Origin of the sequence: Streptomyces globosus, from assembly GCF_003325375.1 — a bacterium.
GTDB lineage: Bacteria > Actinomycetota > Actinomycetes > Streptomycetales > Streptomycetaceae > Streptomyces > Streptomyces globosus_A.
The window spans coordinates 6,110,207-6,135,253 of the sequence record NZ_CP030862.1 but is presented as its reverse complement, the minus strand read 5'-3'; the positions used below and the strand labels follow the sequence as shown (position 1 = coordinate 6,135,253).

Below are 25,047 nucleotides of genomic sequence, written 5' to 3'. Positions count from 1 at the left end.
ACGCCCCGGGGACCCCACCCGCGCCGCGGAGGGGGCGGGGGAACAAACGCAACCGGGATCCACGCCCTCGCGCACACGAACGCGCGCGGGGCGCCGGCCCACAGGTCATCCACTGTCACCGAAGCCGATCGGGAAAGTCGTCAAGACCCTCTGATCGATCCGGACAGAATTGAGACCTTTGGCTCGGATTTCGGCGCAAAGGTCCCGGAGGTAGTGCATCAGGCGTCTCGCCACCATACGACACGACCGGGTGGCAAATGAAAGGACTTGAGAGATGGATCACAGGAGGATTGGGAACCGTTTAGGCATTTTCGAAGGCGGGCTGCATTCATAAGGCCAGATGGAAAGGGGTGCGCGGGGCCGCCCCTGCGGATCGCCGCCGCGGACTACCATCACCCACATGACGCGTGTACTGCTCGCCGAGGACGACGCATCCATCTCGGAGCCCCTGGCCCGCGCCCTGCGCCGGGAGGGGTACGACGTCGAGGTCCGGGAGGACGGCCCGGCCGCCCTCGACGCAGGCCTCCAGGGCGGCGTCGACCTCGTCGTCCTCGACCTGGGCCTGCCCGGCATGGACGGCCTGGAAGTGGCCCGCCGGCTGCGCGCCGAGGGGCTCGGCTTTCCCATCCTCGTCCTGACCGCCCGCGCCGACGAGGTCGACACCGTCGTGGGCCTGGACGCCGGAGCAGACGACTACGTCACCAAGCCGTTCCGCCTCGCCGAGCTCCTCGCCCGCGTCCGGGCCCTGCTGCGGCGCGGCGCCGCCGAGGCCGCCCAGCCCGCCGCCACCCACGGCGTCCGCATCGACGTCGAGTCCCACCGCGCCTGGATGGGGGAGGAGGAGCTCCAGCTCACCGCGAAGGAGTTCGACCTCCTGCGCGTCCTCGTCCGCGACGCCGGCCGCGTCGTCACCCGCGACCAGCTCATGCGCGAGGTGTGGGACACCACCTGGTGGTCCTCCACCAAGACCCTCGACATGCACATCTCCTGGCTCCGCAAGAAGCTGGGCGACGACGCCGCGAACCCCCGCTACATCGCCACGGTCCGCGGCGTCGGCTTCCGCTTCGAGAAGAGCTGACCGGGCCCCCCAGCCATGCGCCGCCGCCTGATCCAGTCCACCCTCGCCGTGGTGCTCGTCGTGATCGCCGTCTTCGGCGTCTCCCTCGTCATCGTGGAGACCCGCACGATCACCAGCAGCGCCCAGGACCGCATCGAGTCCGAGGCCCTGCGCCTGGCGAGCATCGTCGAGGCGAACGCGGCCGAGCGCCGGCCCATCGACTCCGACGCGCTGGCCGAGCAGCTCGACCCCGGCCGCTACGCCCGCATCACCGTCCCCGGGCAGCCTCCCGTCGAAATCGGCGAGCGGCCCGGCGGGAGCGTCCTGCGCGGCACCGCCAAGGGGGAGCTGGGCGAGCTGGTCGTCGTCGAGGAGCCCCGCTCCGCTGTCACCCAGGAGGTCGGGCGGACCCTCGCCGTGGTCGGCGCGGTGGCGCTGCTCGCCGTCGTGGCCGCCGTGGCCCTCGCGATCCGCCAGGCCAACCGGCTGGCGTCCCCGCTCACCGACCTCGCCGAGACCGCCGAGCGCCTCGGCTCCGGCGACCCCCGGCCCCGCCACCGCCGCTACGGGGTCCCCGAGCTGGACCGCGTCGCGGACGTCCTCGACTCCAGCGCCGAGCGGATCGGGCGGATGCTCACCGCCGAGCGGCGCCTTGCCGCGGACGCCTCCCACCAGCTGCGCACCCCGCTGACCGCGCTGTCGATGCGGCTGGAGGAGATCACCGTCACCGACGACCTCGCGACCGTCCGCGAGGAGGCCACCATCGCGCTCGCCCAGGTGGAGCGGCTCACCGACGTCGTCCAGCGGCTGCTGACGAACTCCCGCGACCCGCGGACCGGCTCCGCCGTCCCCTTCGACCTCGACGAGGTCGTCAAACAGCAGGTGGAGGAGTGGCGGCCCGCCTACCGCAGCGAGGGCCGGGCCATCGTCCGCTCCGGCAAGACCGGCGTACGGGCCTTCGGGACCCCCGGCGCGGTCGCCCAGGTGCTGGCCACCCTCGTGGAGAACGCGCTCATGCACGGCGGCGGCACCGTCGCCCTGCGCACCCGGGTCGTCGGCAACCAGGCCGTCCTGGAAGTCACCGACGAGGGGCCCGGCGTCCCGCCCGACCTGGGGAACCGCATCTTCGAGCGGGCCATCAGCGGCCGCAACTCCACCGGCATCGGCCTCGCCGTCGCCCGCGACCTCGCCGAGGCCGACGGCGGCCGCCTCGAACTGCTCCAGGCCCAGCCCCCGGTGTTCGCCCTCTTCCTCAGCCGCACCGAGCCCGAGCGCGGAGAGCGGGAGCACACCGTCCGCTGACCCCGGGGCGCCGGGAGGCGGGCGGCCCCCCTACTTGTTGCCGGCGGGCTCGGGGGCGCGCGTACCGCTCTCCCGCGCGGGCCGGGCCGCGGCCCGCGCCACCGGCTCCGGCTCCGCGGCGGCCGCGGGAGCCGCCTGCGGCAGCGCCTTGAAGACCCACGTCCGGTACGACCAGAAGCGGAACACCGTGGCCGTGCCGATGCCGACGAACTTGAAGACGTTGGAGGCGAGCCGGCCGTCCCAGCCGAACCCGTATGTGGCCGCGTACAGCACGCCGTTCTCGATCACCAGCCCGATCAGGCTGAACGCCACGAACAGCGGGACCTCCCGCGAGCTGCCCGTCCGCGCCCGGTCCCGGTAGGTGAAGTAGCGGAAGCCGAGGTAGTTCGTCGTGATCGCGACGACGGTGGCTATCACGCTCGCCCGGACCACCTGCAGGTCCGTGGTGTGCCGCAGCAGGTTGAAGACACCCAGGTTCACGAGCACGCCCAGGCCCCCGACAGCCCCGAACTTCGCGACTTCGCGTGCGAGGCCGCGTACCCGTTCGAGGGCCGAGCCCCGTTTCGGCGTGGTCATGGTGATGGTCGGTCCCGTCCGTAGCGGCCCCCAGCGGGGCGTCCGTCGCCTCTCGATCGGCCACTCATGCTAAGTGTCCCCCTGCCGACCCGTCTGTGCCTTCGGGCACTGTGCGTTCGTACAGGTGCGCGACGCAGGGCGCACGGGATGTTGCTACGAGTTCCCGGTGGGGCCGGGTCCGTCCGGCGGACGGCCGGCCGATACCCTGGAGGGGTGACGTTCCCGGTAGTCGGCATGGTCGGCGGCGGCCAGCTCGCCCGTATGACCCACGAGGCGGGCATCCCCCTCGGCATCAAGTTCAAGCTCCTCAGTGACACCCCGCAGGACTCGGCGGCCCAGGTGGTCAGCGACGTCGTCATCGGCGACTACCGCGACCTGGACACCCTGCGCGCCTTCGCGCGCGGCTGCGACGTGATCACCTTCGACCACGAGCACGTGCCCACCGAGCACCTGCGGGCCCTCGAAGCGGACGGCATCCCCGTCCGCCCCGGACCCGACGCGCTGGTGCACGCCCAGGACAAGGGCGTGATGCGGGCCAAGCTCGACCAGATCGGCGCGCCAAGCCCCCGCCACCGCATCGTGGCGGACCCGGCGGACGCGGCCGCCTTCGCGGCGGAGGTCGGCGGGTTCCCCGTCATCCTCAAGACGGTCCGCGGCGGCTACGACGGCAAGGGCGTCTGGTTCGTCCGGACCCCCGAGGACGCCGAGGCCCCCTTCAAGGCCGGCGTCCCCGTCCTCGCCGAGGAGAAGGTCGACTTCGTCCGCGAACTCGCGGCGAACGTCGTCCGCTCCCCGCACGGCCAGGCCGTCGCCTACCCGGTGGTGGAGTCGATCCAGGTCGACGGCGTCTGCGACACCGTCATCGCCCCCGCCCCGAACCTCTCCGAGGAGCTCGCCGGCGAGGCCCAGGCCCTCGCCCTGCGCATCGCCGGGGAACTCGGCGTGACCGGCCACCTGGCCGTCGAGCTCTTCGAGACCGCCGACGGCCGGATCCTCGTCAACGAGCTCGCCATGCGCCCGCACAACAGCGGCCACTGGACCCAGGACGGCGCGGTCACCTCCCAGTTCGCCAACCACGTCCGCGCGGTCCTCGACCTCCCCCTCGGCGACCCCCGCCCCCGGGCCCGCTGGACCGTCATGGCCAACGTCCTCGGCGGCGACTACCCCGACATGTACGCCGCGTACCTGCACTGCATGGCCCACGACCCGCAGCTGAAGATCCACATGTACGGCAAGGACGTGAAACCCGGCCGCAAGGTCGGCCACGTCAACACCTACGGCGACGACCTGGACGATGTGCTGGAGCGCGCACGTCACGCTGCCGGCTACCTCCGAGGAACGATCACCGCATGAGCACCCCCAGCACCGGGAGCACCGCCCCCGTCATCGGCATCGTCATGGGATCCGACTCCGACTGGCCCGTCATGGAAGCCGCCGCCCAGGCCCTCGACGAGTTCGAGATCCCCTACGAGGTCGACGTCGTCTCCGCCCACCGCATGCCCCGCGAGATGATCGCCTACGGGGAGCAGGCCGCCGACCGCGGGCTCAAGGCGATCATCGCCGGCGCCGGCGGGGCCGCCCACCTGCCCGGCATGCTCGCCTCGGTCACCCCCCTGCCCGTCATCGGCGTCCCCGTGCCGCTCAAGTACCTCGACGGCATGGACTCCCTCCTGTCCATCGTCCAGATGCCCGCCGGCGTCCCCGTCGCCACCGTCTCCGTCGCCGGAGCCCGCAACGCCGGCCTCCTCGCCGCCCGCATGCTCGCCGCCCACGACGGCGAACTCCTCGCCCGCATGCGGGACTTCCAGCAGGAACTGAACGACCAGGCCACCGAGAAGGGCAAGCGGCTGCGGGCCAAGGCCTCCGGCGCGGAGTCCTTCGGGTTCGGCAAGTGACCGCGGCGGACCGCCTCGACCAGGCCCGCGCCCTGCTCGCCGAACACCCCGTCGCCGACGGCCACAACGACCTGCCCTGGGCCCTGCGCCAGCAGGTCCGCTACGACCTCGCGCAGCGCGACATCGCCGGCGACACCTCCGCCCACCTGCACACCGACATCCCCCGGCTCCGCGCCGGCGGGGTCGGCGCGCAGTTCTGGTCGGTGTTCGTCCGCTCCGACTACGCCGGCGACCAGGCGGTCAGCGCCACCCTGGAGCAGATCGACGCCGTCACCCAGCTGATCGACCGCTACCCCGGCGACCTGGCCCGCGCCCTGACCGCCGACGACATGGAGGCGGCCCGCCGCGACGGCCGCATCGCCTCCCTCATGGGCGCCGAGGGCGGCCACTCCATCAACAACTCCCTCGCCACCCTGCGCGCCCTGCACCTGCTCGGCGTCCGCTACATGACGCTCACCCACAACGACACCATCGACTGGGCCGACTCCGCGACCGACGAGGCCCGGCACGGCGGGCTGGCCGACTTCGGCCGCGAGGTCGTCCGCGAGATGAACCGGATCGGCATGCTCGTCGACCTCTCGCACGTCGCCGCCACGACGATGCGCGACGCCCTCGACACCTCCGCCGCACCCGTCGTCTTCTCCCACTCCTCGGCCCGCGCCGTCTGCGACCACCCGCGCAACGTGCCCGACGACGTCCTGGAACGCCTCCCCGCCAACGGCGGCGTCGCCATGGCCACGTTCGTACCGAAGTTCATCCTCCCCGCGGCCGTCGAGTGGACCCTCGCCGCCGACGAGAACCTGCGCGCCCACGGCTTCCACCACCTCGACACCACCCCCGAGGCGATGGCGGTGCACCGCGCCTTCGAGGCGGAGCACCCCCGCCCGGCCGCGACCGCCGCCACCGTCGCCGACCACCTCGACCACATGCGGGACGTCGCCGGCATCGACCACATCGGCATCGGCGGCGACTACGACGGCACGGCGTTCACCCCGTCCGGACTCGACGACGTCGCCGGCTACCCGAACCTCGTCGCCGAACTCCTGCACCGCGGCTGGTCGCCCGCCGACCTCGCCAAGCTCACCTGGTCCAACGCCGTACGGGTGCTGCGCGACGCGGAGGCCGTCGCCCGCGACCTGTCGGCGACCCGCGGCCCCTCCAACGCGGTCCTCCACACCGCCGTCTGAACCGCCCGGCCCGGCGACCCGCCCCGGCCCGGCCCCGCCCGCCGCAGGGCGGCCGGGACCGGGCGGGACGGCCGCCGCCAGCCTTGCCCTGACCTGCGCGTCTCACCCGAACGCCGCATCCGCCGGGCCGCCCGGCCGCCCCGCGTGTCACGGTGGCAGCACCTCTCCCTCCCTGCTGCCGCCCACCCCGGAGCGAACCCCATGGCCGACCTGCAGGACGAACAGACCCCCGCGCACCTCGCGTACGCCGCCGAGACGCCCCCGCCCGGACCGGCCTCCGTCGGAGCCGCGGACCCGCCCGCCCCCGCCCGCGCCCCCGCCCTCGACCGGGCCGTCGCACTGCTCGCCCTGCACCCCGTCGCCGACGGGCACAACACCCTCGTCCGGATCCTGCGGCAGAGCCCGTACCACGACATCGGCACCCCCGACGCCGGCGTCGACACCGACATCCCCCGCCTGCGCGCCGGCGGGGTCGGCGCCCAGTTCTGGTCCCTGCTCCCGCCCCCCGGCACCGCCCCCGGCCACGCCCTCGCCGACGCCCTCGACCAGGTCGACGCGGCCCTCGCCCTCCTGCGCCGCTACCCGGACGGCCTCCGCCTCGCACTCACCGCCGACGACATGGCCGACGCCCGCAACCGCGGCCGCATCGCCTCGTTCCTCGGCCCCGTCCCCGGCAGCACCCTCACCGACTCGCTCGCCGCCCTGCGCGCCTTCCACGCCCTCGGCGTCCGCGTCCTCGCCGCCGCCGGAGCCCCCTGGGCCGCCGAGAACCTCACCCCCTTCGGCCACCAGGTCGTCCTGGAGGCCAACCGGCTCGGGATACTCCTCGACGTCACCGGCTGCACCCCCGCCGCGGCCCTCCGGATCGCCGGCGCCTCCAAGGCGCCCGTCATCGCCACGCACACCGCCGCGGCCGCCCTCACCCCGCACCCGGACAACACGACGGACGACGTCCTGCTCGCCCTCCGCGCGACCGGCGGCCTCGCGATGGCCTCCTTCGACACCGGGCAGACCGGCGACTCCCTCCACGCCGTCGCCGACCACCTCGACCACCTGCGTGCCGTGGCCGGCCCCGGATCCGTCGGCCTCGGCGCCTCCTTCGGCACCGAGCCCGGCACCCACCGCCCGACCGGCCTGACCGACCCCTCCGGCTACCCGCGCCTCGTCGCCGAACTCCTGGAACGCGGCTGGCCCGAAACCGACATCGCCGAACTGACCTGGGGCAACGCCCTGCGCGTCCTGCGCGCCGCCGAGTTCACCGCCCGCGCCGCCGCACACCGCCGAACCGGCTGACCGCGCCGCCGGCTCCGGCAAGGCCCGTCAGGCGCGCGGCCGGCCCATCGCCCGGTACGTCCACCCGGCCGCGCGCCACTGCCCGGCGTCCAGCGCGTTGCGCCCGTCCAGCAGCAGCCGGTCGCTGACGACCGCACCCAGCTCGACCGGGTCCAGCTCGCGGAACTCCCGCCACTCGGTCAGGTGCAGCACCACGTCCGCGCCGCGCGCCGCCGCCACCGCCGACTCGGCGTACCCCAGCGTCGGGAAGACGCGGCGCGCGTTGTCCATGCCCTTCGGGTCGTACACGGTGACCTGGCCGCCCTGGAGGTGGATCTGCCCCGCCACGTTCAGCGCGGGCGAGTCCCGTACGTCGTCCGAGTCCGGCTTGAAGGTCGCCCCGAGCACCGCGACCCGCTTGCCGAGGAACGCCCCGCCGACCGCCTCCCGGGCCAGCTCCACCATGTGCCCGCGCCGCCGCATGTTGATCGAGTCGACCTCGCGCAGGAACGTCAGCGCCTGGTCGGCGCCCAGCTCGCCGGCGCGCGCCATGAAGGCGCGGATGTCCTTGGGCAGGCAGCCGCCGCCGAAGCCGATGCCGGCGCGCAGGAACTTGCTCCCGATCCGCTCGTCGTGCCCGATCGCCTCGGCGAGCTTGGCGACGTCGCCGCCGGCGGCCTCGCAGACCTCGGCCATCGCGTTGATGAAGGAGATCTTCGTGGCGAGGAAGGAGTTGGCGGCCGTCTTGACGAGCTCGGCCGTCGGGAAGTCGGTGACGACCAGCGGGCTGCCCTCGGCGATCGGCCGCTCGTACACCTCGCGCAGCACCTTCTCGGCGCGTTCGCCGCGGGTGCCGATGACGATCCGGTCGGGGTGCAGGGTGTCCTGGACGGCGAAGCCCTCGCGCAGGAACTCCGGGTTCCAGGCCAGCTCCACGTCGGCGCCGGCCGGGGCCAGCGCGGCCAGCTTGGCGGCGAGGCGCTCGGCGGAGCCGACGGGGACGGTCGACTTGCCGACGACGAGGGCGGGCCGGGCCAGGTGCGGGGCCAGCGACTCGACGGCGGAGTCGACGTAGCTCATGTCGCAGGCGTACTCGCCGTGCTTCTGCGGGGTGTTGACGCACACGAAGTGGACGTCGCCGAACTCGCCGACCTCCTCCCAGGACCGGGTGAAGCGCAGCCGGCCCGTGGAGCCCGGGAGCCCGGCGACATGCGCGGCGAGCAGCTCCTCCAGGCCGGGCTCGTACATCGGCACGCGCCCCGCGGCCAGCATCTCGATCTTCTCGGGGACCACGTCCAGCCCGAGCACCTCGAAGCCCAGCTCGGCCATCGCCGCGGCGTGCGTGGCGCCGAGGTAGCCGGTGCCGATCACTGTGATCCTGAGGGGGGCCATGGCTGCTCCAGAGGTGCGGGGCCTGTTGCGGCAACCGAGCATAGTCGCGCCCGTACGGGGGACGTTCCCGGAGTACCGGGCGTTGTCATGCAGCTCACGTGCCGCGTACATACCGCTGCGCGGGCGGCGGACACTAAGATTTGGGTTACTTAACGGTAGTTAGCACATGGTTCACCTTGGGGAGTGAGAGATCTTGGCGGGTTCTGCCGACTTCGACCTGTACCGCCCGGCCGAGGAGCACGACATGCTCCGCGAGTCCGTCCGCTCGCTCTGCGAGGCGAAGATCGCCCCGTTCGCCGCCGCGGTCGACGAGGAGGCCCGCTTCCCCCAGGAGGCTCTGGACGCCCTCGTCGCCAACGACCTGCACGCCGTCCACGTCCCCGAGACGTACGGCGGCGCCGGCGCCGACGCCCTGGCCACCGTGATCGTCATCGAGGAGGTCGCCCGCGTCTGCGCCTCCTCCTCCCTGATCCCGGCCGTCAACAAGCTCGGCTCCCTCCCGGTGATCCTCTCCGGCTCCGAGGAGCTCAAGGCCAAGTACCTGGGCCCGCTCGCCAAGGGCGACGCGATGTTCTCGTACTGCCTCTCCGAGCCCGACGCGGGCTCCGACGCGGCCGGCATGAAGACCCGCGCGGTCCGCGACGGCGACTTCTGGGTCCTCAACGGCGTCAAGCGCTGGATCACCAACGCGGGCGTCTCCGAGTACTACACGGTCATGGCCGTGACCGACCCGGAGAAGCGCTCCAAGGGCATCAGCGCCTTCGTCGTGGAGAAGGGCGACGAGGGCGTCTCCTTCGGCGCCCCGGAGAAGAAGCTCGGCATCAAGGGCTCCCCGACCCGCGAGGTCTACCTCGACAACGTCCGCATCCCGGCCGACCGCATGATCGGCGCCGAGGGCACCGGCTTCGCCACGGCGATGAAGACCCTGGACCACACCCGCATCACCATCGCGGCCCAGGCCCTCGGCATCGCCCAGGGCGCCCTCGACTACGCCAAGGGCTACGTCCAGGAGCGCAAGCAGTTCGGCAAGCCGATCGCCGACTTCCAGGGCGTCCAGTTCATGCTGGCCGACATGGCGATGAAGATCGAGGCCGCCCGCCAGCTCACCTACGCGGCCGCCGCCAAGTCCGAGCGCACCGACTCCGACCTCACGTTCTTCGGCGCCGCCGCCAAGTGCTTCGCCTCGGACGCGGCCATGGAGGTCACCACGGACGCCGTCCAGCTCCTCGGCGGCTACGGCTACACCCGCGACTACCCGGTCGAGCGCATGATGCGCGACGCGAAGATCACGCAGATTTACGAAGGAACGAACCAGGTCCAGCGGATCGTCATGGCGCGCAACCTGCCGTAGCAGGTGATTCCCGGCCGGAGGCGGCGGAGCGGCAGCGTTTCGCCCGCCTCCGGCCGGCACATGCCCCGCATGGGCTAACTTTGGACCTTCACAGGCCCGACCCGGGGTGGGGAGAGAAACATTTTGGAAGCGATCCTGCTGGTCGGGGGGCAGGGGACGCGGCTGCGCCCCGTCACGGTCAACACTCCGAAGCCGATGGTGCGCGCCGCCGGGGTGCCGTTCCTCGCCCACCAGATAGCCCGCGCCGCCGCCGCGGGGGTCACCCACATCGTGATGGCGACCTGCTACCTCGCCGAGGTCTTCGAGCCGTACTTCGGTGACGGGTCCGACTTCGGCGTCAGCCTGGAGTACGTCGTCGAGGAGGAGCCCCTCGGGACCGGCGGGGCCATCCGCAACGCCGCCCGGCGGCTGACCGGAGGCCCGGACTCCTCCGTGCTGGTCTTCAACGGCGACATCCTCACCGGCCTCGACATCGCCGGCCTCGTCGACGCCCACCGGGCGGCCGAGGCGGACGTCACCCTGCACCTGGTGCAGGTCGAGGACCCGCGGGCGTTCGGGCTGGTGCCCACCGACTCCGAGGGGCGGGTGCTGGCGTTCACGGAGAAGCCGCAGACCCCCGAGGAGATCATCACCGACCAGATCAACGCCGGCTGCTACGTCTTCAAGCGCAGCGTCATCGACTCGATCCCGGGCGACCGGCCGGTCTCCGTCGAGCGCGAGACGTTCCCCGGCCTGCTCGCCGCCGGCGCGGTCCTGCACGGCGTCACCGAGAACACGTACTGGCTCGACCTGGGCAAGCCCGAGTCGTTCGTCCAGGCCTCCGCGGACCTCGTCCGCGGGGTCGTGGCCTCCCCGGCCGTGCCCGGGCCGCGCGGCGAGTCCCTGGTGCTGCCCGGGGCCCGCGTCGCACCGGACGCCAAGCTGTCCGGCGGCACCGTCGTCGGTGCCGGGGCGAGCGTCGGGGCGGGTGCCGTCGTGACCGGGTCCATCCTCCTCGACGGCGCCGTCATCGAGCCCGACGCGCAGGTCACCGCCAGCCTCATCGGCGACGGCGCGACCGTCGGCGCGCGGACCGTGGTCGACGCCGCCGTCGTCGGCGACGGTGCGGTCGTCGGCGCGGACAACGAACTGCGCGCCGGCGCGCGCGTGTGGTGCCGGGCCGAGCTGCCGCCGAAGGCGCTGCGGTTCTCCCCCGACAGCTGAGCCCGCACGGGCGTACGGCGACGGCCCCCGCTCCGGCCTTCGGGCATCGGAGCGGGGGTCGTCGTACGCCGCGGCGTCAGTTGGCCGTGACGGTGACCTTCTCGTCGTTCTGGATCTGCTTGACGATCTGCTGGAGCTTCGCCTTGTCCCACAGCAGGTTGCCGCCCCGCTCGCCGGCGATCGGCATGTTCATCGAGGTGCCGCTGCCGCCCGTGACGCCCTTCATCGCGAAGAACATCTCGCCCATGTCGAACAGCGACATGTCCTCGTCCACGATCAGCGTGTCCAGGCCGGCGCCGAGCACCGGGTACAGCTTGAACGGGTTGAGGAGCGTGCCGGGCGTCGCCGCCTGGTTGGCGAGCGTCGCGAGGAACTTCTGCTGGTTCTTCGTACGGGCCAGGTCGGACTCGGCGAAGGCGTAGCGGGTGCGGACGAAGGCGAGGGCCTGCTCGCCGTTGAGGGTCTGTTCGCCGGCCTTGAAGTCGGCGCCGGACTTCTCGTCCTTGAAGGCCTTCTCGATGTTCATGTCCACGCCGCCGAGCGCGTCCACGATGTTCGCGAACCCCGCGAAGCCGATCTCGGCGTAGTGGTCGATGCGCAGGCCCGTGTTGTGCTCGACGGTGCGGACGAGGAGCTCCGGGCCGTCCTCGGCGTACGCCGCGTTGAGCTTGGTGCGCCTGCCCTGCGCAGGGAACTTCTTGCCGGACTGGGAGCCGACGAAGGAGGGGATCTCCACGTCGGAGTCGCGCGGCAGCGAGATCATGGTGGTCCCGCCGGAGCAGGCCGCCAGGATCATCATGGAGTCGGTGCGCTTGCCGTCGGCGGAGCCCGTGTGGAGCTTCTTCTTGTCCTCCTCGGTCAGCCCCTCGCGGCTGTCGGAGCCCACGATCAAGTAGGTGGTGCAGTCGTCGTCCTTGGGGCGCTCGATGACCTTGGAGAGGTCCACCTCGCGGCGCACCTTGGAGTCGGCCCACACGTACGTGCCGATGGCCGTGACGAGGAGGACGGAGACCAGGGCGATGGAGCCGACCTTGATGCGCCGGCCCCAGTCGGGCGCGGCCGCCGGGCGCCCGGGGCCGCCCGGACCGCCGCCCGCGGGGCCGCCCGGGCCGCCGGGGCGCTGCGGGGCGCGCTGGGGCGTGCCGTAGACCTGGCCGGTGTTGTAGCCGCTGTCGTAGCTGTCGGCCGCGTGGCCGGCGCCCTGCTGCGGCGGCACCTGCGGGGCGGGCCGGCGCCCGGGCCGCGGCGGGACCGGCGGCTGCGGCGGTCGCTGGGGCTGCTGCGGCAGGCCCGGCTGCCGGCGCTGGACGTGGGGCATCCGCCGGGCGCCTTCCGGCTGCGCCTGCGCGCTGCCGTGCCCGTATCCGTCGTCGCGGCGGTCCCCGCGCCCTTCTGGCCACTCGTTCATGCGGCATAGGATGCCCGGTCCGGGGAGCCGGGCGACAGACCGGGTCGGGCTTCGTACCGGTGCTGTTGCACAGCTGTGGCATCCGCGACGGCTTTAAGGTGTCGGTATGACACACATACCGGGCGCGAATGCGGGCGACCTGCAGGGGAAGCCCACCTCGGCTTCGCGGACCACGCTCAGCCACATCATGACCGCCAACGACACCAACCTCCTGGGCACCGTCCACGGCGGCGTGATCATGAAGCTGGTCGACGACGCGGCGGGCGCCGTCGCCGGCCGCCACTCGGGCGGCGCGGCCGTGACCGCGTCGATGGACGAGATGGCCTTCCTGGCCCCGGTCCGCGTGGGCGACCTGGTGCACGTCAAGGCGCAGTGCAACTGGACGGGCCGCTCGTCGATGGAGATCGGCGTACGGGTTCTGGCGGAGCGGTGGAACGAGTCCACGCCGGCGACGCAGGTCGGCAGCGCGTACCTGGTGTTCACGGCGGTCGACGAGGAGGGCAAGCCGCGCACGGTGCCGCCGGTGCTCCCCGAGACCGACCAGGACAGGCGCCGCTACCAGGAGGCGCAGATCCGCCGCACGCACCGGCTGGCGCGCCGCCGGGCGATCATGGCGCTGCGCGAGGAGCGTGCGGCGCAGGGCTTCGACGAGGACTGAGCCAGGCCGGGCCACCGGACTAGGTGCACACCACCTGGTCGCCGGTGACCGTGCCGAAGGGGCCGCGCTGCGGCTCCTCCGGGCGTACGGGCACCACCTTGCGGTAGTCCGCTCCGGCGATCACCCGGACGGTGCGGCCCTGGCCCGGCACCGCGCGGAGTTCGCTGCCGGGCAGGGCGGTCGCGACGGTGCGCGCGGAGCGGTCCCAGCGGGGGTCGTACGCGATCACCGTGCGCTTGTGGTCGCGGCGGGCCGCGTTCCCGGGGGCCCCGGTGGTGTCGAAGCCGGTGGCGCGCAGGGCGGCGTCCACACGGCCGCCGAGGCCGCTGGTGCGGGTGCCGTTCTCGACGCGGACGCGGACCTGCTTCGGGGGCACGTCCACCGGGACGGGGGCGGGCTGCCGCGGCCCGGTCCGGGCCGGTGCGGCCGGGGCGAGCGGGCGGTCCTCGCGGAGGGCGGCGAACAGCTCGGCGGCCTTCGCCGCGTCCCATTTGACGGTGGAGCCGATGCCCTTCACGGGGAACGACGGGTCGCCGACGGGCACGGAGGCGAACTCGGAGGAGGCCGGGGTGAAGTCCCGCATGGCCTGGCCGAGGGCCAGCATCTGCTCGGAGCCGAAGCCCGGGTCGGCGCGGACGGAGCCCAGGAGGGTGGAACTGACCTCCTTGAACTTGACGGGGTTCAGCAGGACCCCGCTGGAGGTGGCCTGCTCGACCAGGGCGGCGAGGAAGCGCTGCTGGCGCTGCATCCGGCCGAGGTCGGCGGCGCCGTCGACGTGCCGGGAGCGGACGTACTGCAGGGCCTGGCCGCCGCCCAGCCGGTGGCTGCCGGGCGCCAGGTCGAGGCCGGTGTTGCGATCGCGCAGCGGCTTGGCGGTGCAGATCTCGACGCCGCCCATCGCGTCGACGGTCTTCATGAAGCTGGTGAAGTCGACCTCCAGGTAGTGGTCGATCTTGACGCGGGTCATCTGCTCGACGGTGCGCACGGTCAGCTGCGGGCCGCCCTCGGCGTAGGCGGCGTTGAGCTTCACCGGGTGGGGGCCGTGGGTGCGGCCGCTGGACTCGTCGCGGTGGGCGGGCAGCTCGGCGTAGCTGTCGCGGGGGAGGCTGACGACGCTGGCGCGCTGCCGGTCGGCCGAGAGGTGGACGAGCATGACGGTGTCGGTGCAGCGGCAGGGGGCGCCGCCGAGGCGGTAGCGGCGCTTGTCGGCGGGGGTGGTGCTGTCGCGGCCGTCGGTGCCGACGAGCAGGAAGTTCAGGCCGTGCCCGGCGGCGGGCCGGTTCTTCATGTCCCGGAACGGGTCGACCCGCTGGATGCCGGTGTCCAGGCCGGTCATCACCGCGTGCCCGACGGCGCCGGAGCCGAGGACCGCCACCGCGAGTCCGCCCGCCAGCCGTACGCCCCACCGGGGCCGGCCGTTCCCGCGCCGGGCCGCGGCCCCGGCCGGTGCCGCGCCGCGCCGCGCGCGCTGCGGCTCGCGGGGCCGGGCGGGTCGGGGTGGGCGGTGTGGCTGGGGCACGGGGGAACACCTCCGCGGGATCTGCAGCGGCCGTCAGGGAAGAATCCACACACATCGGTCAGATCGTCAGAACAGTAGGCCCGTACGATCAGCGCCGGTCCCCACCGATCAGGCGGCGCGCACCCGTTTCCCCCGTACGCGGTAACGTGACACCGATACCCGACCTTGAAGGACCACATGCCCGCCCAGCAGCCCGCAGTCTCGGTGATCATGCCGGTGCTCAACGAGGAGCGCCACCTGCGCAACTCCGTCCGCCACATCCTCGGACAGGAGTACGCCGGTGAGATGGAGGTGGTGATCGCGCTGGGGCCGTCCACGGACCGCACCGACGAGATCGCCGCCGAGCTCGTACGCGAGGACCCTCGCGTCGTCACCGTCCCGAACCCCTCCGGCCGCACCCCGGCCGCCCTCAACGCCGCCATCAAGGCGTCGCGCCACCCGATCGTGGTACGCGTCGACGGCCACGGCATGCTCTCGCCGGACTACATCGCGACGGCCGTCCGCCTCCTGGAGGAGACCGGCGCGCAGAACGTCGGCGGCATCATGCACGCCGAGGGCGAGAACGCCTGGGAGGAGGCCGTCGCCGCGGCGATGACCTCCCGGCTCGGTGTCGGCAACGCGGCCTTCCACACCGGCGGCGAGGCCGGCCCGGCGGAGACCGTCTACCTGGGCGTGTTCCGGCGGGAGGCCCTGGAGCGGGCCGGCGGCTACAACGAGGAGTTCATCCGCGCCCAGGACTGGGAGCTGAACTACCGCATCCGCGAGGCGGGCGGCCTGATCTGGTTCTCGCCCGAGCTGAAGGTGCAGTACCGGCCGCGGCCGTCGGTGCGGGCGCTGGCCAAGCAGTACAAGGACTACGGCCGCTGGCGGCACGTCGTCGCCCGGTACCACGCCGGCTCGATCAACATGCGCTACCTCGCACCGCCGACCGCGGTCTGCGCCATCGCGGCGAGCATCGTCGCCGGCGCGGCGATCACCCCCTGGGCGTTCGCCGTCCCCGCCGGCTACCTGGCGGGCATCACGCTCGGGTCGATCCCGGCGGGCCGGGGGCTCTCCCCGAAGGCGCGGGTGCAGATCCCGGTGGCCATCGCCACCATGCACATGTCGTGGGGCTTCGGCTTCCTGAGCAGCCCGCGCTCGCTGGCCGACAAGGTCATCGCGAGCCGCAGGCCGGCGCCGCAGGCGGACCCGTCGGCGGCCGCCTGAGAGCCGTCCCGGACGCAGAAGGGGCGAGGGCCCGGGCCCGGCGGTTCGAAGACCGCGGGCGCCGGGCCCTTTTCGTGCCGTGCCGCGCGGGGTGTGCCACGCGGGTCGCCGCCGCCGGTGCCTACCAGGTGAAGCCCGGCTGGATCGCCATGCACTCCTTGTCGTTGCCGCCGTTGAGCGGGCGCGAGGAGTCCGGCGCCTTGGTGGGGGCCGGCGGGGGCGGGGTCGGCGCGCTGCCGGTCCGCCAGTCCCTCCCGACGAACAGGACGATCCCGGTGACGTCGTCCGTCTTCTGCACGGCCGAGGCCGGCAGGCCCAGCGCGGTCGCCACGGCCGCGGCGTCGCCCGCCTGGTCCGGGCTGGAGAAGCGGACCACCGTCGTGTCCTCGGACCCGGTCAGGGTGTCCGCGACGGCCCGGGTGAACCCCTTGCCGGCCAGTACGGCCGCGACCTCGCCGGCCCGGCCCTTGACCCGGCCCTGCGCCCCGTCCCTGCCGCCGGTGGCGTTGCGGACCGACACGGGGATCCGCGCGGGCGGCGCGGCCGGGTCGGCCGTCGGCAGGGACGGGGCCGGCGAGGCGGGGGTGGCGGGGGTCGCGGGCGCGCCGGAGGCGCCGGCGGACGGCACGGCCCCGGGGGCGGGGGGCTGCTCGGGGCCCTTGCCGTCGAGCGGGATGTCCTCGCGGATCATTCGGAACAGGTCCTCCGCCTCGCCCGGCTTGGGCTCGACGCGGGCCGAGTCCGACGGGCTCGGGATCCACGGCATCGTCGTCATGGTGATGCGGGACGGGTCGACCCTCTTGAACTCCATGCTCAGGTCGTACAGCTTGTCGATCTTGTTGAGGCCGGGGTCCACCACCATCGCCTTGATGGCGGCCTGGGCCAGGCTGTTGAGCTTGACGGGGTTGCTCAGCTTGGCGTTCCGGCGGAACTCGCGGGCCAGGGAGTTCATGTACATGTGCTGGGCGTGGGCGCGGCCTATGTCGCTGCCGTCCTCGAAGCCGTAGCGGGTCCGCAGCCACTGCAGGGCGACCTCGCCCTGGATGACGTTCTCGCCCTTGGGGAGCTTCAGTCCCGAGCCCTTGCCGTCCCGGGTGAGGGAGTGGACGTTCTCCTGGACGCAGACCGGGACGCCGCCGATGGCGTCCGCCATCGTCACCACGCCCTTGAAGTCGATCATCATGAAGTGGTCGATCGGGATCCTGGTCAGATCCTGCCAGGCGGCGACCGTGCATCCGGGGCCGCCGCGGCTGAGGGACTGGTTGGTCTGGACGAGGCCCCGGCTCGCCGGGTGCACCTTGCCGTTCGGCTCGGTGCACTTGGGCATCTTCAGCAGCGTGTCGCGCGGCATCGACACCACCGACATGTTGCTGCGGTCCGCCGACAGGTGCAGCAGCATCTGCACGTCCGCGAGCGGCGGCCCGTCGAAGGTGTCCTTGGCGCCGCCGAGGGCCTTGTTCTCCTCGCCGTCGCGGGCGTCGGAGCCGATCAGGAGGATGTTCAGGGGGGTCTGCCCGAAGGCGTTGGGCCTGGAGCCGCCCAGCTTGTTCTCGCCCAGGTTGAGCGCGTCCGTCTGGATGCTGCCGTTGAGGTGGCGGTAGTAGAGGTACCCGGCCGCCGCCGTCGCGAGTATGAGGAAGGCCAGCACCGAGGCCGTCCAGCGCAGTATCCGGCGCTTGCCGCGCCGGGGGGCGGGGCCCGCCCCGGCAGCGGCCGTGGACCTTGCCGCGGGGTCCGCGCCCGGGCGCGGTGCGGGGACGCCGCCGCGGGCGGCTGGTCCGCCGTCGGCCGTGTCGCCGTCCGGCCGGGCGGGCGCCCCCTCCCCGCGCACGCTGTTGCTCCTCACACGTCCCCCCTAGAGATCACGTCATGTCGTCCTGGTGCGCCCGCCGGACCGGCGCAGATCGTTTGCCGGCCGGCCGCCCGTCGGTGGGCGGCCGGCCGGTCCGTACGGCTACTTGGCGCAGATCGCCTTGTCCGCCTCGACGCGCTGGATGTTCTCCGGCGCCTTCTGCGGAGCCGTCATGGAGACCCCCGCCCCCTTGAAGTCCGCGCCGAGCGTCAGCTTCATCGGAGTCCTGGGCGCCGCGTCGGCCGTGCCCATCTTCAGCGCCGAGGCGGGCAGCCCCATCATGTCCGCGAGGGCGCGGGCCTGGTCGGCCTGGTTCGGGGCGTACTCCAGCTGGGTGGCGTCCAGCTTGGCCGGCGCGTTGCCGAGGTTGCTGGACCGCGAGACGCCCTTGGTGTTCTGCAGCCAGCCGATGGTGGCCGAGGCGGCGCCCGCCGGGCCGCCCCCGTTGAGGACGTCCACGCGTACGTCCTTCGCCTGCGCGCGCGGGCCCTGGAGCAGGGCGTCCTGCCTGGCCTTCGCCTCGGCGTCGGCGGCGTCCTTCGCCGCCTGCTCCTTCTCCTCGACCTCGGTGAGGGACACGTCCCCCCGGATCATCTCCAGCAGCGGGTCGGCCTGTGCGTGGTCGACGACCACCGTCGCCTTGACCTTCTCCGCCGGGTTGTCGCGCACCGGGAGGGTGGCGAAGGTGACGTTCTTGAGGTTCATGTCCTTCAACTCACCGGCGAGGTTGGTGAGTTTCTCGATCGACCCGATGCCCGAGTCCACCGTCAGCGACTTCGTGGCCGCCTCGGCGAGGGAGAAGAACTTCTTCGGACTGGTCAGCGTCTCCTTGGACTTCATCTCGCGCAGCATCGAACTCAGGAACTGCTGCTGCGTCTTGATGCGGTCCAGGTCGCTCTCGTTGCCGAAGGCGTGCCGGGTGCGGACGAACGCCAGCGCGTCCTCGCCCTGCAGGCGGTGCTCGCCGGGGCCCAGCTTCAGCTTCGAGTCCTCGTCGTCGACGGCCTTCTCCAGGCAGACGGGCACGCCGCCGACGGCGGTGCTGAGCACCTTCACCGCGTTGAAGTCGACCATCATGAAGTGGTCGACGGTGATCCCGGTGAGCTCCTTGACCGTGCGCATCGTGCAGCCCGGGTCGCGGCCCTCCTGGCCGAGGCTCGTGTTGAAGCGGTCCCCCTTGCGGCCGGGGATCGTCTTCGTGGTGCCGTCCGGCTGCTTCGTCGGGCAGGCCGGGATGTTCGTGATCAGGTCACGCGGGATCGACAGCGCGGTGGCGTTGGTGCGGTCCTTCGAGACGTGGAACAGGATCGTCGTGTCGGCGTGCCCGGGGCTGCCCGCGTCGCCGTACCCCTCGTTGCCGGAGCCGGAGCGCTTGTCGGTGCCGATCACGAGGATGTTGATCGGCTGGTCCTTCTTGAAGCCGCCCGTGCCCGCGTCGCCGACGTCGGTGACCTTCAGGTTGCCGTTGAGGTGGTTGTAGTAGAGGTACGCGCCGAGCGAGCCGCCCACCAGCAGGAACGCCAGCGTGCCGCCCGTCACCACCAGGGCCCGCTTGCGGCGCGGACCGGAACCGCCCTTCCGCGGGCGGCCGCCGCGCCGGCCCGGCGGGGCCTCGCCGCGGCGCGGACCGGGCACCACGGGGGTGGGGGAGCCGGTGCCGGGCGCCTTCGAGGGGCTTCCGCCGCCGGGAGTCCTGGCGGGGGCTCCGGCCGACTCGGAGGTCGTTCCGGCCGCCCGCGACGTGCGCCCGGCGGGCTGCGCGGGGGATGCCGCCTCCGAGCGGGACCGCGACGGTCTGCGGGGCGGAGTCACCGCCGGCGACGGACCTTGCGGACCGGAGTGGTCCAGTCGCAGTTCGTAGTTGCCGGTGCGGGGGTTCAGCACCCACTGGTCGGCGGGGTCGATCTCGTCCGCCCGCCCACGGCTCTGCGCATCCACGGTTGCTTGAATCCTCCGTCGGTGCCTCGCGACACGCCTCCCCCAAGGCGCCCGGTCAACGATCCGGCTGCTGGTGCACGGCCTCTTCGCTGGCCAGGGCACCGGATCGCTCACCTTATCCGCCCCGGTCCGCTCCAAACCATGGTGGTGACAAATTCCACTCACCTTAAAACGGGGCAAAATACTCATGCCTTGCGGTTCGGACACCGGCTTTTGGGATTGCTTTACCGGCAGTCGGTCATCCCGGCAGTGGTGCCCGTGAACGTGGGGACGGGTGTCGCGCTGGTGTCGGTTCCCGAGGTGGGGGCGGGGGTGGGCGGCCGCATCGTGCTGCCGGTGCCGCGCTCGTCCGGCCCCGTCGACGGGGCCACCGCGAGCGGCTGGTCCGTCCGCAGCCGCTGGAAGAGCCGGCCCGCGTCGGGCTGCACCAGTTCGTCCCGGTTGGGGTCCGCGGCGTACGGACGGCGCGGCACCGTCAGGAAGTTCACCTGGTCGGTCGGCACGCTCCGCAGCGCGCGCGCCAGTTCGTACAGCCCGCGCAGCGACGCCAGCCCCGGGTCGGTGGTGACCGAGGACGTCGCCGCGTCCAGCAGCGGGTACAGCCTCCGCGGGTTCAGCAGCACCCCGTTGCTCTGCACCTTGTCGACCATCGAGGCCAGGAAGTGCTGCTGACGCTCCATCCGCTCCGTGTCACTGCCGTCGCCCAGGCTGTACCGGGCGCGGACGAAGCCCAGGGCCTGCTCCCCGCGCAGGGTCTGCCGGCCCGCCGGGAGCCGCAGCCGCGCCCCGGGGTCGTTCACCGGCTGCTTCAGGCAGACCTCCACGCCGCCGATCACGTCGACCATCCGCTTGAACCCGTCGAAGTCCATCACCATGTGGTGGTCGATCCGGATCCCGGTCAGCTTCTCCGCCGTACGGATCGTGCAGGCGGCCCCGCCCCGCTGGTACGCCCAGTTGAACTGCGCGAACTGCTCGGCGCTGCGGCTCCCGCCCGGCCCCAGGCAGCTCGGGATGTCCACCATCAGGTCGCGGGGGATCGACACCGCCGTCGCGCTGCGGCGGTCGGCGGGCAGGTGCAGGAGGATGACGGTGTCCGAGCGCTGCGTTCCCTTGTCCCTGCCGTACGAGGCGTTGCCGCTGCCCGCGCGCGAGTCCGCGCCGATGAGGAGGATGTTGCGGGAGCCGCTCGATCCGGGCGGCGGGCGCTCCCGCTCGTAGCGCTCCAGTTCGGCCGCCGCGGAGGTGTCCGCGGTGATGTTCGCGTTGAGCTTGCGGTACAGCCACCAGCCCGTGCCCGCCCCGAGCAGCACCAGCAGGGCCAGGCCGAGCCCGATCCAGCGCAGCAGCCGGCGCCGGCGGCGGCGCGGGGACTCCGGGGAGCCGCCTGCCGCTTCCGGCTGCCTGCCAGGTATGCCTGCGCTGGATGTCACTCGCGTTCCGTCCCCTCGCCGGTCCGGCATGGGGTCGCACGTGTACGACCTGGACCGATCCTGCCCCCGGGCGTGTGTGGCGGCCCGGGGGCAGGGGCCTGTCTAGGGCTGAACGGGTGAAAAGTGCGGCGGGTCTGCCGGGCGGCGCGGGTCGGGGCGGGGGCGCGGGCGGGTGCCCCGGTGCGGCGGCTGCGGCGGTCCTTACTGCGCCGTGTGCGTCACCCGCTCCGCTTCCGTGCGCTTCGCCAGGCCCTCCGCGTCCAGCTGGTCCAGGTGCCGGCACAGCACCACCGACCCGCCCGCGGCCAGTGCCGCGTACAGTCCGGCCGAGAGGCCCTTCCAGGTGTCGTAGCCGAGCCCGGACAGCAGCCGGGATCCCGGGCCCAGGCCCAGCCCGGCCGCGTCCGCCCGGGCCCGCTCGACGACCTCGGTGTGGCTGAGCTCCTCGCCGCCGACCGACAGCCCCGGCCCGTCCGGGTCGACGGGGGCGAACGGGGCGAACCGGTCGCCCTGGGAGGGGACCTCCACCGCGTAGTCCGCGAACCCGGCCGGAGGCTGCGGGAACCGGCCGCCCAGCGGCCGCAGCGCGAGCGCGACGCGCTCGCCCGAGCACGCCGAGGCCGCCTCCAGGGTGTCCGGCCCGCTGACGACCACGTCCGCGCCGGCCGGGTCCCCGCCGACCTCGGCGACGACCCCGACCGAGGCACAGGCGAGCAGCCAGACGGCGCTCTGCCAGTGCGCGGGGAGCAGGAGGGCGAGCCGGTCGCCCGGGCCGGCGGCCAGGTCGCCCTGGAGCAGGTTGGCGGTCTTGGCCACCCAATTGGCGAAGGTGGCGACGGACAATTCGACGCGCTCGCCCGTGGCGTCGTCGTAGAAGGTGACGAGAGGGCGGCCCGGATCGGCGGCGAGCGCGGATCGCAGCAGGTCGGCAGGGGTGCGGTCAGTGGCGTTCACCCGGCCCAGCGTACGCGGGGCACTCCCCCGTACGGCGGCGCGCGGCTCATCCGTACGGGGGAGCGGGCCGGGCGGCGTCAGCAGACGGACCGTCAGTTCTCCGATGGCGGACCCCGGGGAGAGTGCCCAGCATCGCTTGCATGCGTGGATTCCTGTCTTCAGCGGTCGGTGTCGCGGCCGCCGCCGCACTTGCCCTGCCGCTCGCCCTGTCCGTGCCGGCTGCCGCCGCCTCCGGCTCGGGCGCCGCCGCCTCCGGTTCCGCCGCCGCCTCCGGTCTCGGGGCGGTGCCTCCCGCCGCCCCCGCCGGTTCCACCCAGTCGCTGCCCCTTGCCCCCCTGAGGGCGTCCTCCGACCGGTCGGCCGTGCCTCCCGCCGCCGGCCTGCCCGAGGCGCGGGGCCTCGCCGCGCGGGAGGTCGAGAGGTTCTCGCTGGTCGGTGTCGTCTGGGACGACGCCGACGCCGAACTCAACGGCCGCGTCCAGGTCCGTACCCGGTCCGTCGACACCGCGCTCTGGTCCGACTGGCAGGACGTCGAGACCCACAACGGCGCGCACGCCCCCGACCCCGACACCGCCGAACGCGGCACCGGGCCCGCCCGCGGCGCCACCGCCCCGCTGTGGGTGGGGGAGTCGGATGCCATCGAGGTGCGCGTCGAGGCAGAACGCCCCACAGTGCGCGCACTGCCCGCGCGGCTCCCGTCCGGCCTGCGGATCGAGCTGATCGACCCCGGGGTGCCGCCCGCGGGCGCCGCCGACGGGAAGAACGGCGCCGGCACGGGCGGACTGCCCGGCGACGACGACAAGGGGCCCGTGCTGGTGCCCGGCATGACCATGGAGATGGCGGAAGCCTCCTCCGTGAACGTCCCGCTGGCCCCTCTCGGCGCCACGGAGATCGGCGCCCTCGGCAAGGCCGACTCGACCGCCGACGCCGTCCTGACCGGCGAGGCCCGGCCCGGCGCGGCGGCCGCGCCCTATATCGGGCCGCGCCCGAGGATCATCACCCGGCTGGGGTGGGGGGCGGACGAGAAGCTGAGGGAGAAGGCGTTCGTCTACACGAGCACCGTCAAGGCCGCCTTCGTCCACCACACGGCGTCCGGGAACAACTACGCCTGCAAGGACGCGCCGGCCGTCATCCGCAGCATGTACCGCTACCACGTCGTCAGCAGCGGGTGGCGGGACATCGGCTACAACTTCCTCGTCGACAAGTGCGGCACCGTGTACGAGGGCCGTGCGGGCGGGGTCGCCCGGGCGGTGCTCGGCGCGCACACCATGGGCTTCAACACCGACAGCATGGGCATCGCGGTCATCGGCACCTTCACGGGGACGAACCCGCCGGCGCCCGCGGTGAAGTCCGTGGCGGCGCTCACGGCCTGGAAGCTGGGGCTGTTCAACCGGGACCCGCGCTCGACGACGACGCTGAAGTCCGGGGGCGGGAACCGCTACCCCAAGGGCAGCAGCGTGAAGCTGAAGGTGATCTCCGGGCACCGCGACGGCTTCGCGACCGAGTGCCCAGGCAAGCTGCTGTACGGGCAGCTGCCCACCACCCGGACGGCATCGGCGAAGCTCCAGGGGAGGTGAGGAGGCGGTTCCGCGGGGCGGCCGGGGCCCCGCCCTCCCGCTCCGGCTGCCCCGCTCCGGGCGACCCGGATGCGGCTACGCTCGTGGCATGGCCGGCCGCTTCGATCCCCTGACCCGTGCCGCCGTGCGCGGCGGACGGACCGGTGTGCCCGCCGCGCGGCAGGCTGCCGCGGCGGCCGGCGGGGCGCTCAGCCGGGTCTGGGATCCCGGCGGGCCGCTCGATCCGGGGCTGACGCTCGGGCCGCTGCGGCGGGGGCCGGGGGATCCGACCTTCAGGATCGGCGAGGACGGGTCCGTGTGGCGCACGACGCGGACCCCGCAGGGGCCCGCGACGCTGAGGGTGTCCGCCGACCGCAGCGCCGGGCGGGTGAAGGGCGAGGCGTGGGGGCCCGGGGCCGGGTGGGTGCTCGATGCGCTTCCCGCGCTGCTGGGTGCCGGTGACGATCCGGGCGTGTTCGTACCGCGCCACCGGCTGGTGCACGAGAGCCACCGGAGGCGGCCCGGTCTGCGGCTGACCCGCACGGGGCTCGTGCTCGAGGTGCTCGTGCCGACGGTGCTGGAGCAGAAGGTCACCGCGGACGAGGCCTACCGGTCATGGCGGCGGCTCGTACGGGCGCACGGCGAAGCCGCACCCGGGCCCGACCTCGGGCTGTGCGTCGTGCCGGATGCGCGGACGTGGGCGATGGTGCCGTCGTGGGAGTGGCACCGGGCCGGGGTCGACGGGAAGCGGTCGGCGACGATCGTGCGGGCCGCGCGCGTCGCGGCCCGGCTGGAGGAGGCGGCGGCCATGCCGCCAGGCGAGGCGGCCGCGCGGCTGGAGGCCGTGCCCGGCATCGGGCCGTGGACCTCCGCCGAGACGCTGCAGCGCAGCAACGGCGATCCCGACGCCGTGACCACCGGCGATCTCCATCTGCCCGGGATCATCGGGTACGCGCTCGCCGGGAACCGGGACGCCGACGATGCGGTGATGCTGGAGCTGCTCGCCCCGTACGCGGGGCAGCGGCACCGGGCCGCCCGGCTGGTGCTGCTCGCCGGGCGGACCCCGCCGCGGCGGGCGCCGCGGATGTACCGGAGCGACATCTCGCTGATCTAGGGCCTGTATTGAGTTGCCCCGCGGCGTCGCGACGCCCGGCACGCACCCTCGGCGCACGAGCCGAATGTCCTAGTAGCTCCGCTACGAGGGCATTCGTCCCGCACACCGAGGGCACGCACCGAACGCCGCTCCTTGCTCCACGGGGCAACTCAATACAGGCCCTAGGGCCGCGAAGGG

20 protein-coding genes are annotated in these 25,047 nt (G+C 73.4%); 12 read left to right on the top strand and 8 right to left on the bottom strand.

Features of this window, described 5'->3' with window-relative positions:
- Positions 1-400 precede the first annotated feature (400 nt).
- Together C0216_RS27225 and C0216_RS27220 are read left to right on the top strand one after the other, a co-directional pair.
- On the top strand, positions 401-1,078 hold the full coding sequence (locus tag C0216_RS27225) for a response regulator transcription factor (protein ID WP_114057809.1): 678 nt from the start codon (positions 401-403) through the stop codon (positions 1,076-1,078).
- A gap of 15 nt (positions 1,079-1,093) precedes the next feature.
- Complete coding sequence (locus C0216_RS27220) at positions 1,094-2,359, top strand: ATP-binding protein (protein WP_114057808.1); 1,266 nt, start codon at positions 1,094-1,096, stop codon at positions 2,357-2,359.
- A 30-nt stretch (positions 2,360-2,389) separates the two neighbouring features.
- Here C0216_RS27220 and C0216_RS27215 read toward each other — a convergent pair whose 3' ends face one another.
- A complete protein-coding gene (locus C0216_RS27215) occupies positions 2,390-2,935 on the bottom strand; it encodes a GtrA family protein (protein ID WP_114057807.1) in 546 nt (181 codons plus the stop codon).
- A gap of 213 nt (positions 2,936-3,148) precedes the next feature.
- Here C0216_RS27215 and C0216_RS27210 point away from each other — a divergent pair, with 213 nt between their 5' ends.
- From C0216_RS27210 to C0216_RS27195, 4 genes are all read left to right on the top strand, one after another.
- Positions 3,149-4,288, top strand: coding sequence for a 5-(carboxyamino)imidazole ribonucleotide synthase (locus C0216_RS27210; RefSeq protein WP_114057806.1), 1,140 nt, complete (start codon positions 3,149-3,151; stop codon positions 4,286-4,288).
- A complete protein-coding gene (purE, locus tag C0216_RS27205; protein WP_114057805.1) occupies positions 4,285-4,830 on the top strand; it encodes a 5-(carboxyamino)imidazole ribonucleotide mutase in 546 nt (181 codons plus the stop codon). The genes C0216_RS27210 and purE overlap by 4 nt, the downstream gene beginning before the upstream one ends.
- The gene (locus C0216_RS27200; RefSeq protein ID WP_114057804.1) at positions 4,827-6,017 is read left to right on the top strand and encodes a dipeptidase; all 1,191 of its coding nucleotides are present in this window, start codon (positions 4,827-4,829) and stop codon (positions 6,015-6,017) included. The genes purE and C0216_RS27200 overlap by 4 nt, the downstream gene beginning before the upstream one ends.
- A 201-nt stretch (positions 6,018-6,218) precedes the next feature.
- On the top strand, positions 6,219-7,310 hold the full coding sequence (locus C0216_RS27195) for a membrane dipeptidase (protein WP_114057803.1): 1,092 nt from the start codon (positions 6,219-6,221) through the stop codon (positions 7,308-7,310).
- Between the two features lie 27 nt (positions 7,311-7,337).
- Here C0216_RS27195 and C0216_RS27190 read toward each other — a convergent pair whose 3' ends face one another.
- The gene (locus C0216_RS27190; protein ID WP_114057802.1) at positions 7,338-8,681 is read right to left on the bottom strand and encodes a UDP-glucose dehydrogenase family protein; all 1,344 of its coding nucleotides are present in this window, start codon (positions 8,679-8,681) and stop codon (positions 7,338-7,340) included.
- A 193-nt stretch (positions 8,682-8,874) separates the two neighbouring features.
- On the opposite strand from C0216_RS27190, the gene C0216_RS27185 reads away from it, so the two are divergent.
- Both C0216_RS27185 and C0216_RS27180 read left to right on the top strand, forming a co-directional pair.
- On the top strand, positions 8,875-10,032 hold the full coding sequence (locus tag C0216_RS27185) for an acyl-CoA dehydrogenase family protein (protein ID WP_114057801.1): 1,158 nt from the start codon (positions 8,875-8,877) through the stop codon (positions 10,030-10,032).
- 120 nt (positions 10,033-10,152) lie between these two features.
- Positions 10,153-11,235 (top strand): sugar phosphate nucleotidyltransferase, encoded by a 1,083-nt coding sequence (locus tag C0216_RS27180; RefSeq protein WP_114057800.1) that lies wholly within the window; start codon positions 10,153-10,155, stop codon positions 11,233-11,235.
- A 76-nt stretch (positions 11,236-11,311) separates the two neighbouring features.
- On the opposite strand, the gene C0216_RS27175 is transcribed toward C0216_RS27180, so the two are convergent.
- Positions 11,312-12,643, bottom strand: coding sequence for an LCP family protein (locus tag C0216_RS27175; RefSeq protein WP_114057799.1), 1,332 nt, complete (start codon positions 12,641-12,643; stop codon positions 11,312-11,314).
- A 106-nt stretch (positions 12,644-12,749) separates the two neighbouring features.
- On the opposite strand from C0216_RS27175, the gene C0216_RS27170 reads away from it, so the two are divergent.
- Positions 12,750-13,301, top strand: a complete 552-nt coding sequence (locus tag C0216_RS27170; protein WP_114057798.1) for an acyl-CoA thioesterase — start codon at positions 12,750-12,752, stop codon at positions 13,299-13,301.
- Positions 13,302-13,320: 19 nt separating this feature from the next.
- Here C0216_RS27170 and C0216_RS27165 read toward each other — a convergent pair whose 3' ends face one another.
- On the bottom strand, positions 13,321-14,820 hold the full coding sequence (locus C0216_RS27165; RefSeq protein WP_114057797.1) for an LCP family protein: 1,500 nt from the start codon (positions 14,818-14,820) through the stop codon (positions 13,321-13,323).
- Between the two features lie 177 nt (positions 14,821-14,997).
- Between C0216_RS27165 and C0216_RS27160 the strand changes: the two genes are divergently transcribed.
- A complete protein-coding gene (locus C0216_RS27160; RefSeq protein ID WP_114057796.1) occupies positions 14,998-16,026 on the top strand; it encodes a glycosyltransferase family 2 protein in 1,029 nt (342 codons plus the stop codon).
- Positions 16,027-16,147: 121 nt separating this feature from the next.
- Here the strand turns inward: C0216_RS27160 and C0216_RS27155 are convergent, their stop codons facing one another.
- The 4 genes from C0216_RS27155 to C0216_RS27140 form a co-directional block, all read right to left on the bottom strand.
- A complete protein-coding gene (locus tag C0216_RS27155; RefSeq protein WP_246042710.1) occupies positions 16,148-17,872 on the bottom strand; it encodes an LCP family protein in 1,725 nt (574 codons plus the stop codon).
- Positions 17,873-17,980: 108 nt separating this feature from the next.
- Positions 17,981-19,816: an LCP family protein gene (locus C0216_RS27150; protein ID WP_114057794.1), complete on the bottom strand. Its 1,836-nt coding sequence runs from the start codon at positions 19,814-19,816 to the stop codon at positions 17,981-17,983.
- Between the two features lie 224 nt (positions 19,817-20,040).
- Positions 20,041-21,246: an LCP family protein gene (locus C0216_RS27145; RefSeq protein ID WP_246042709.1), complete on the bottom strand. Its 1,206-nt coding sequence runs from the start codon at positions 21,244-21,246 to the stop codon at positions 20,041-20,043.
- Positions 21,247-21,447: 201 nt separating this feature from the next.
- Positions 21,448-22,200, bottom strand: a complete 753-nt coding sequence (locus tag C0216_RS27140) for a TIGR03089 family protein (protein WP_114057792.1) — start codon at positions 22,198-22,200, stop codon at positions 21,448-21,450.
- Between the two features lie 140 nt (positions 22,201-22,340).
- Here C0216_RS27140 and C0216_RS27135 point away from each other — a divergent pair, with 140 nt between their 5' ends.
- Positions 22,341-23,777, top strand: coding sequence for a peptidoglycan recognition protein family protein (locus C0216_RS27135; protein ID WP_114057791.1), 1,437 nt, complete (start codon positions 22,341-22,343; stop codon positions 23,775-23,777).
- 88 nt (positions 23,778-23,865) lie between these two features.
- The gene (locus C0216_RS27130) at positions 23,866-24,870 is read left to right on the top strand and encodes a DNA-3-methyladenine glycosylase family protein (RefSeq protein ID WP_114057790.1); all 1,005 of its coding nucleotides are present in this window, start codon (positions 23,866-23,868) and stop codon (positions 24,868-24,870) included.
- Positions 24,871-25,047: the final 177 nt, after the last annotated feature.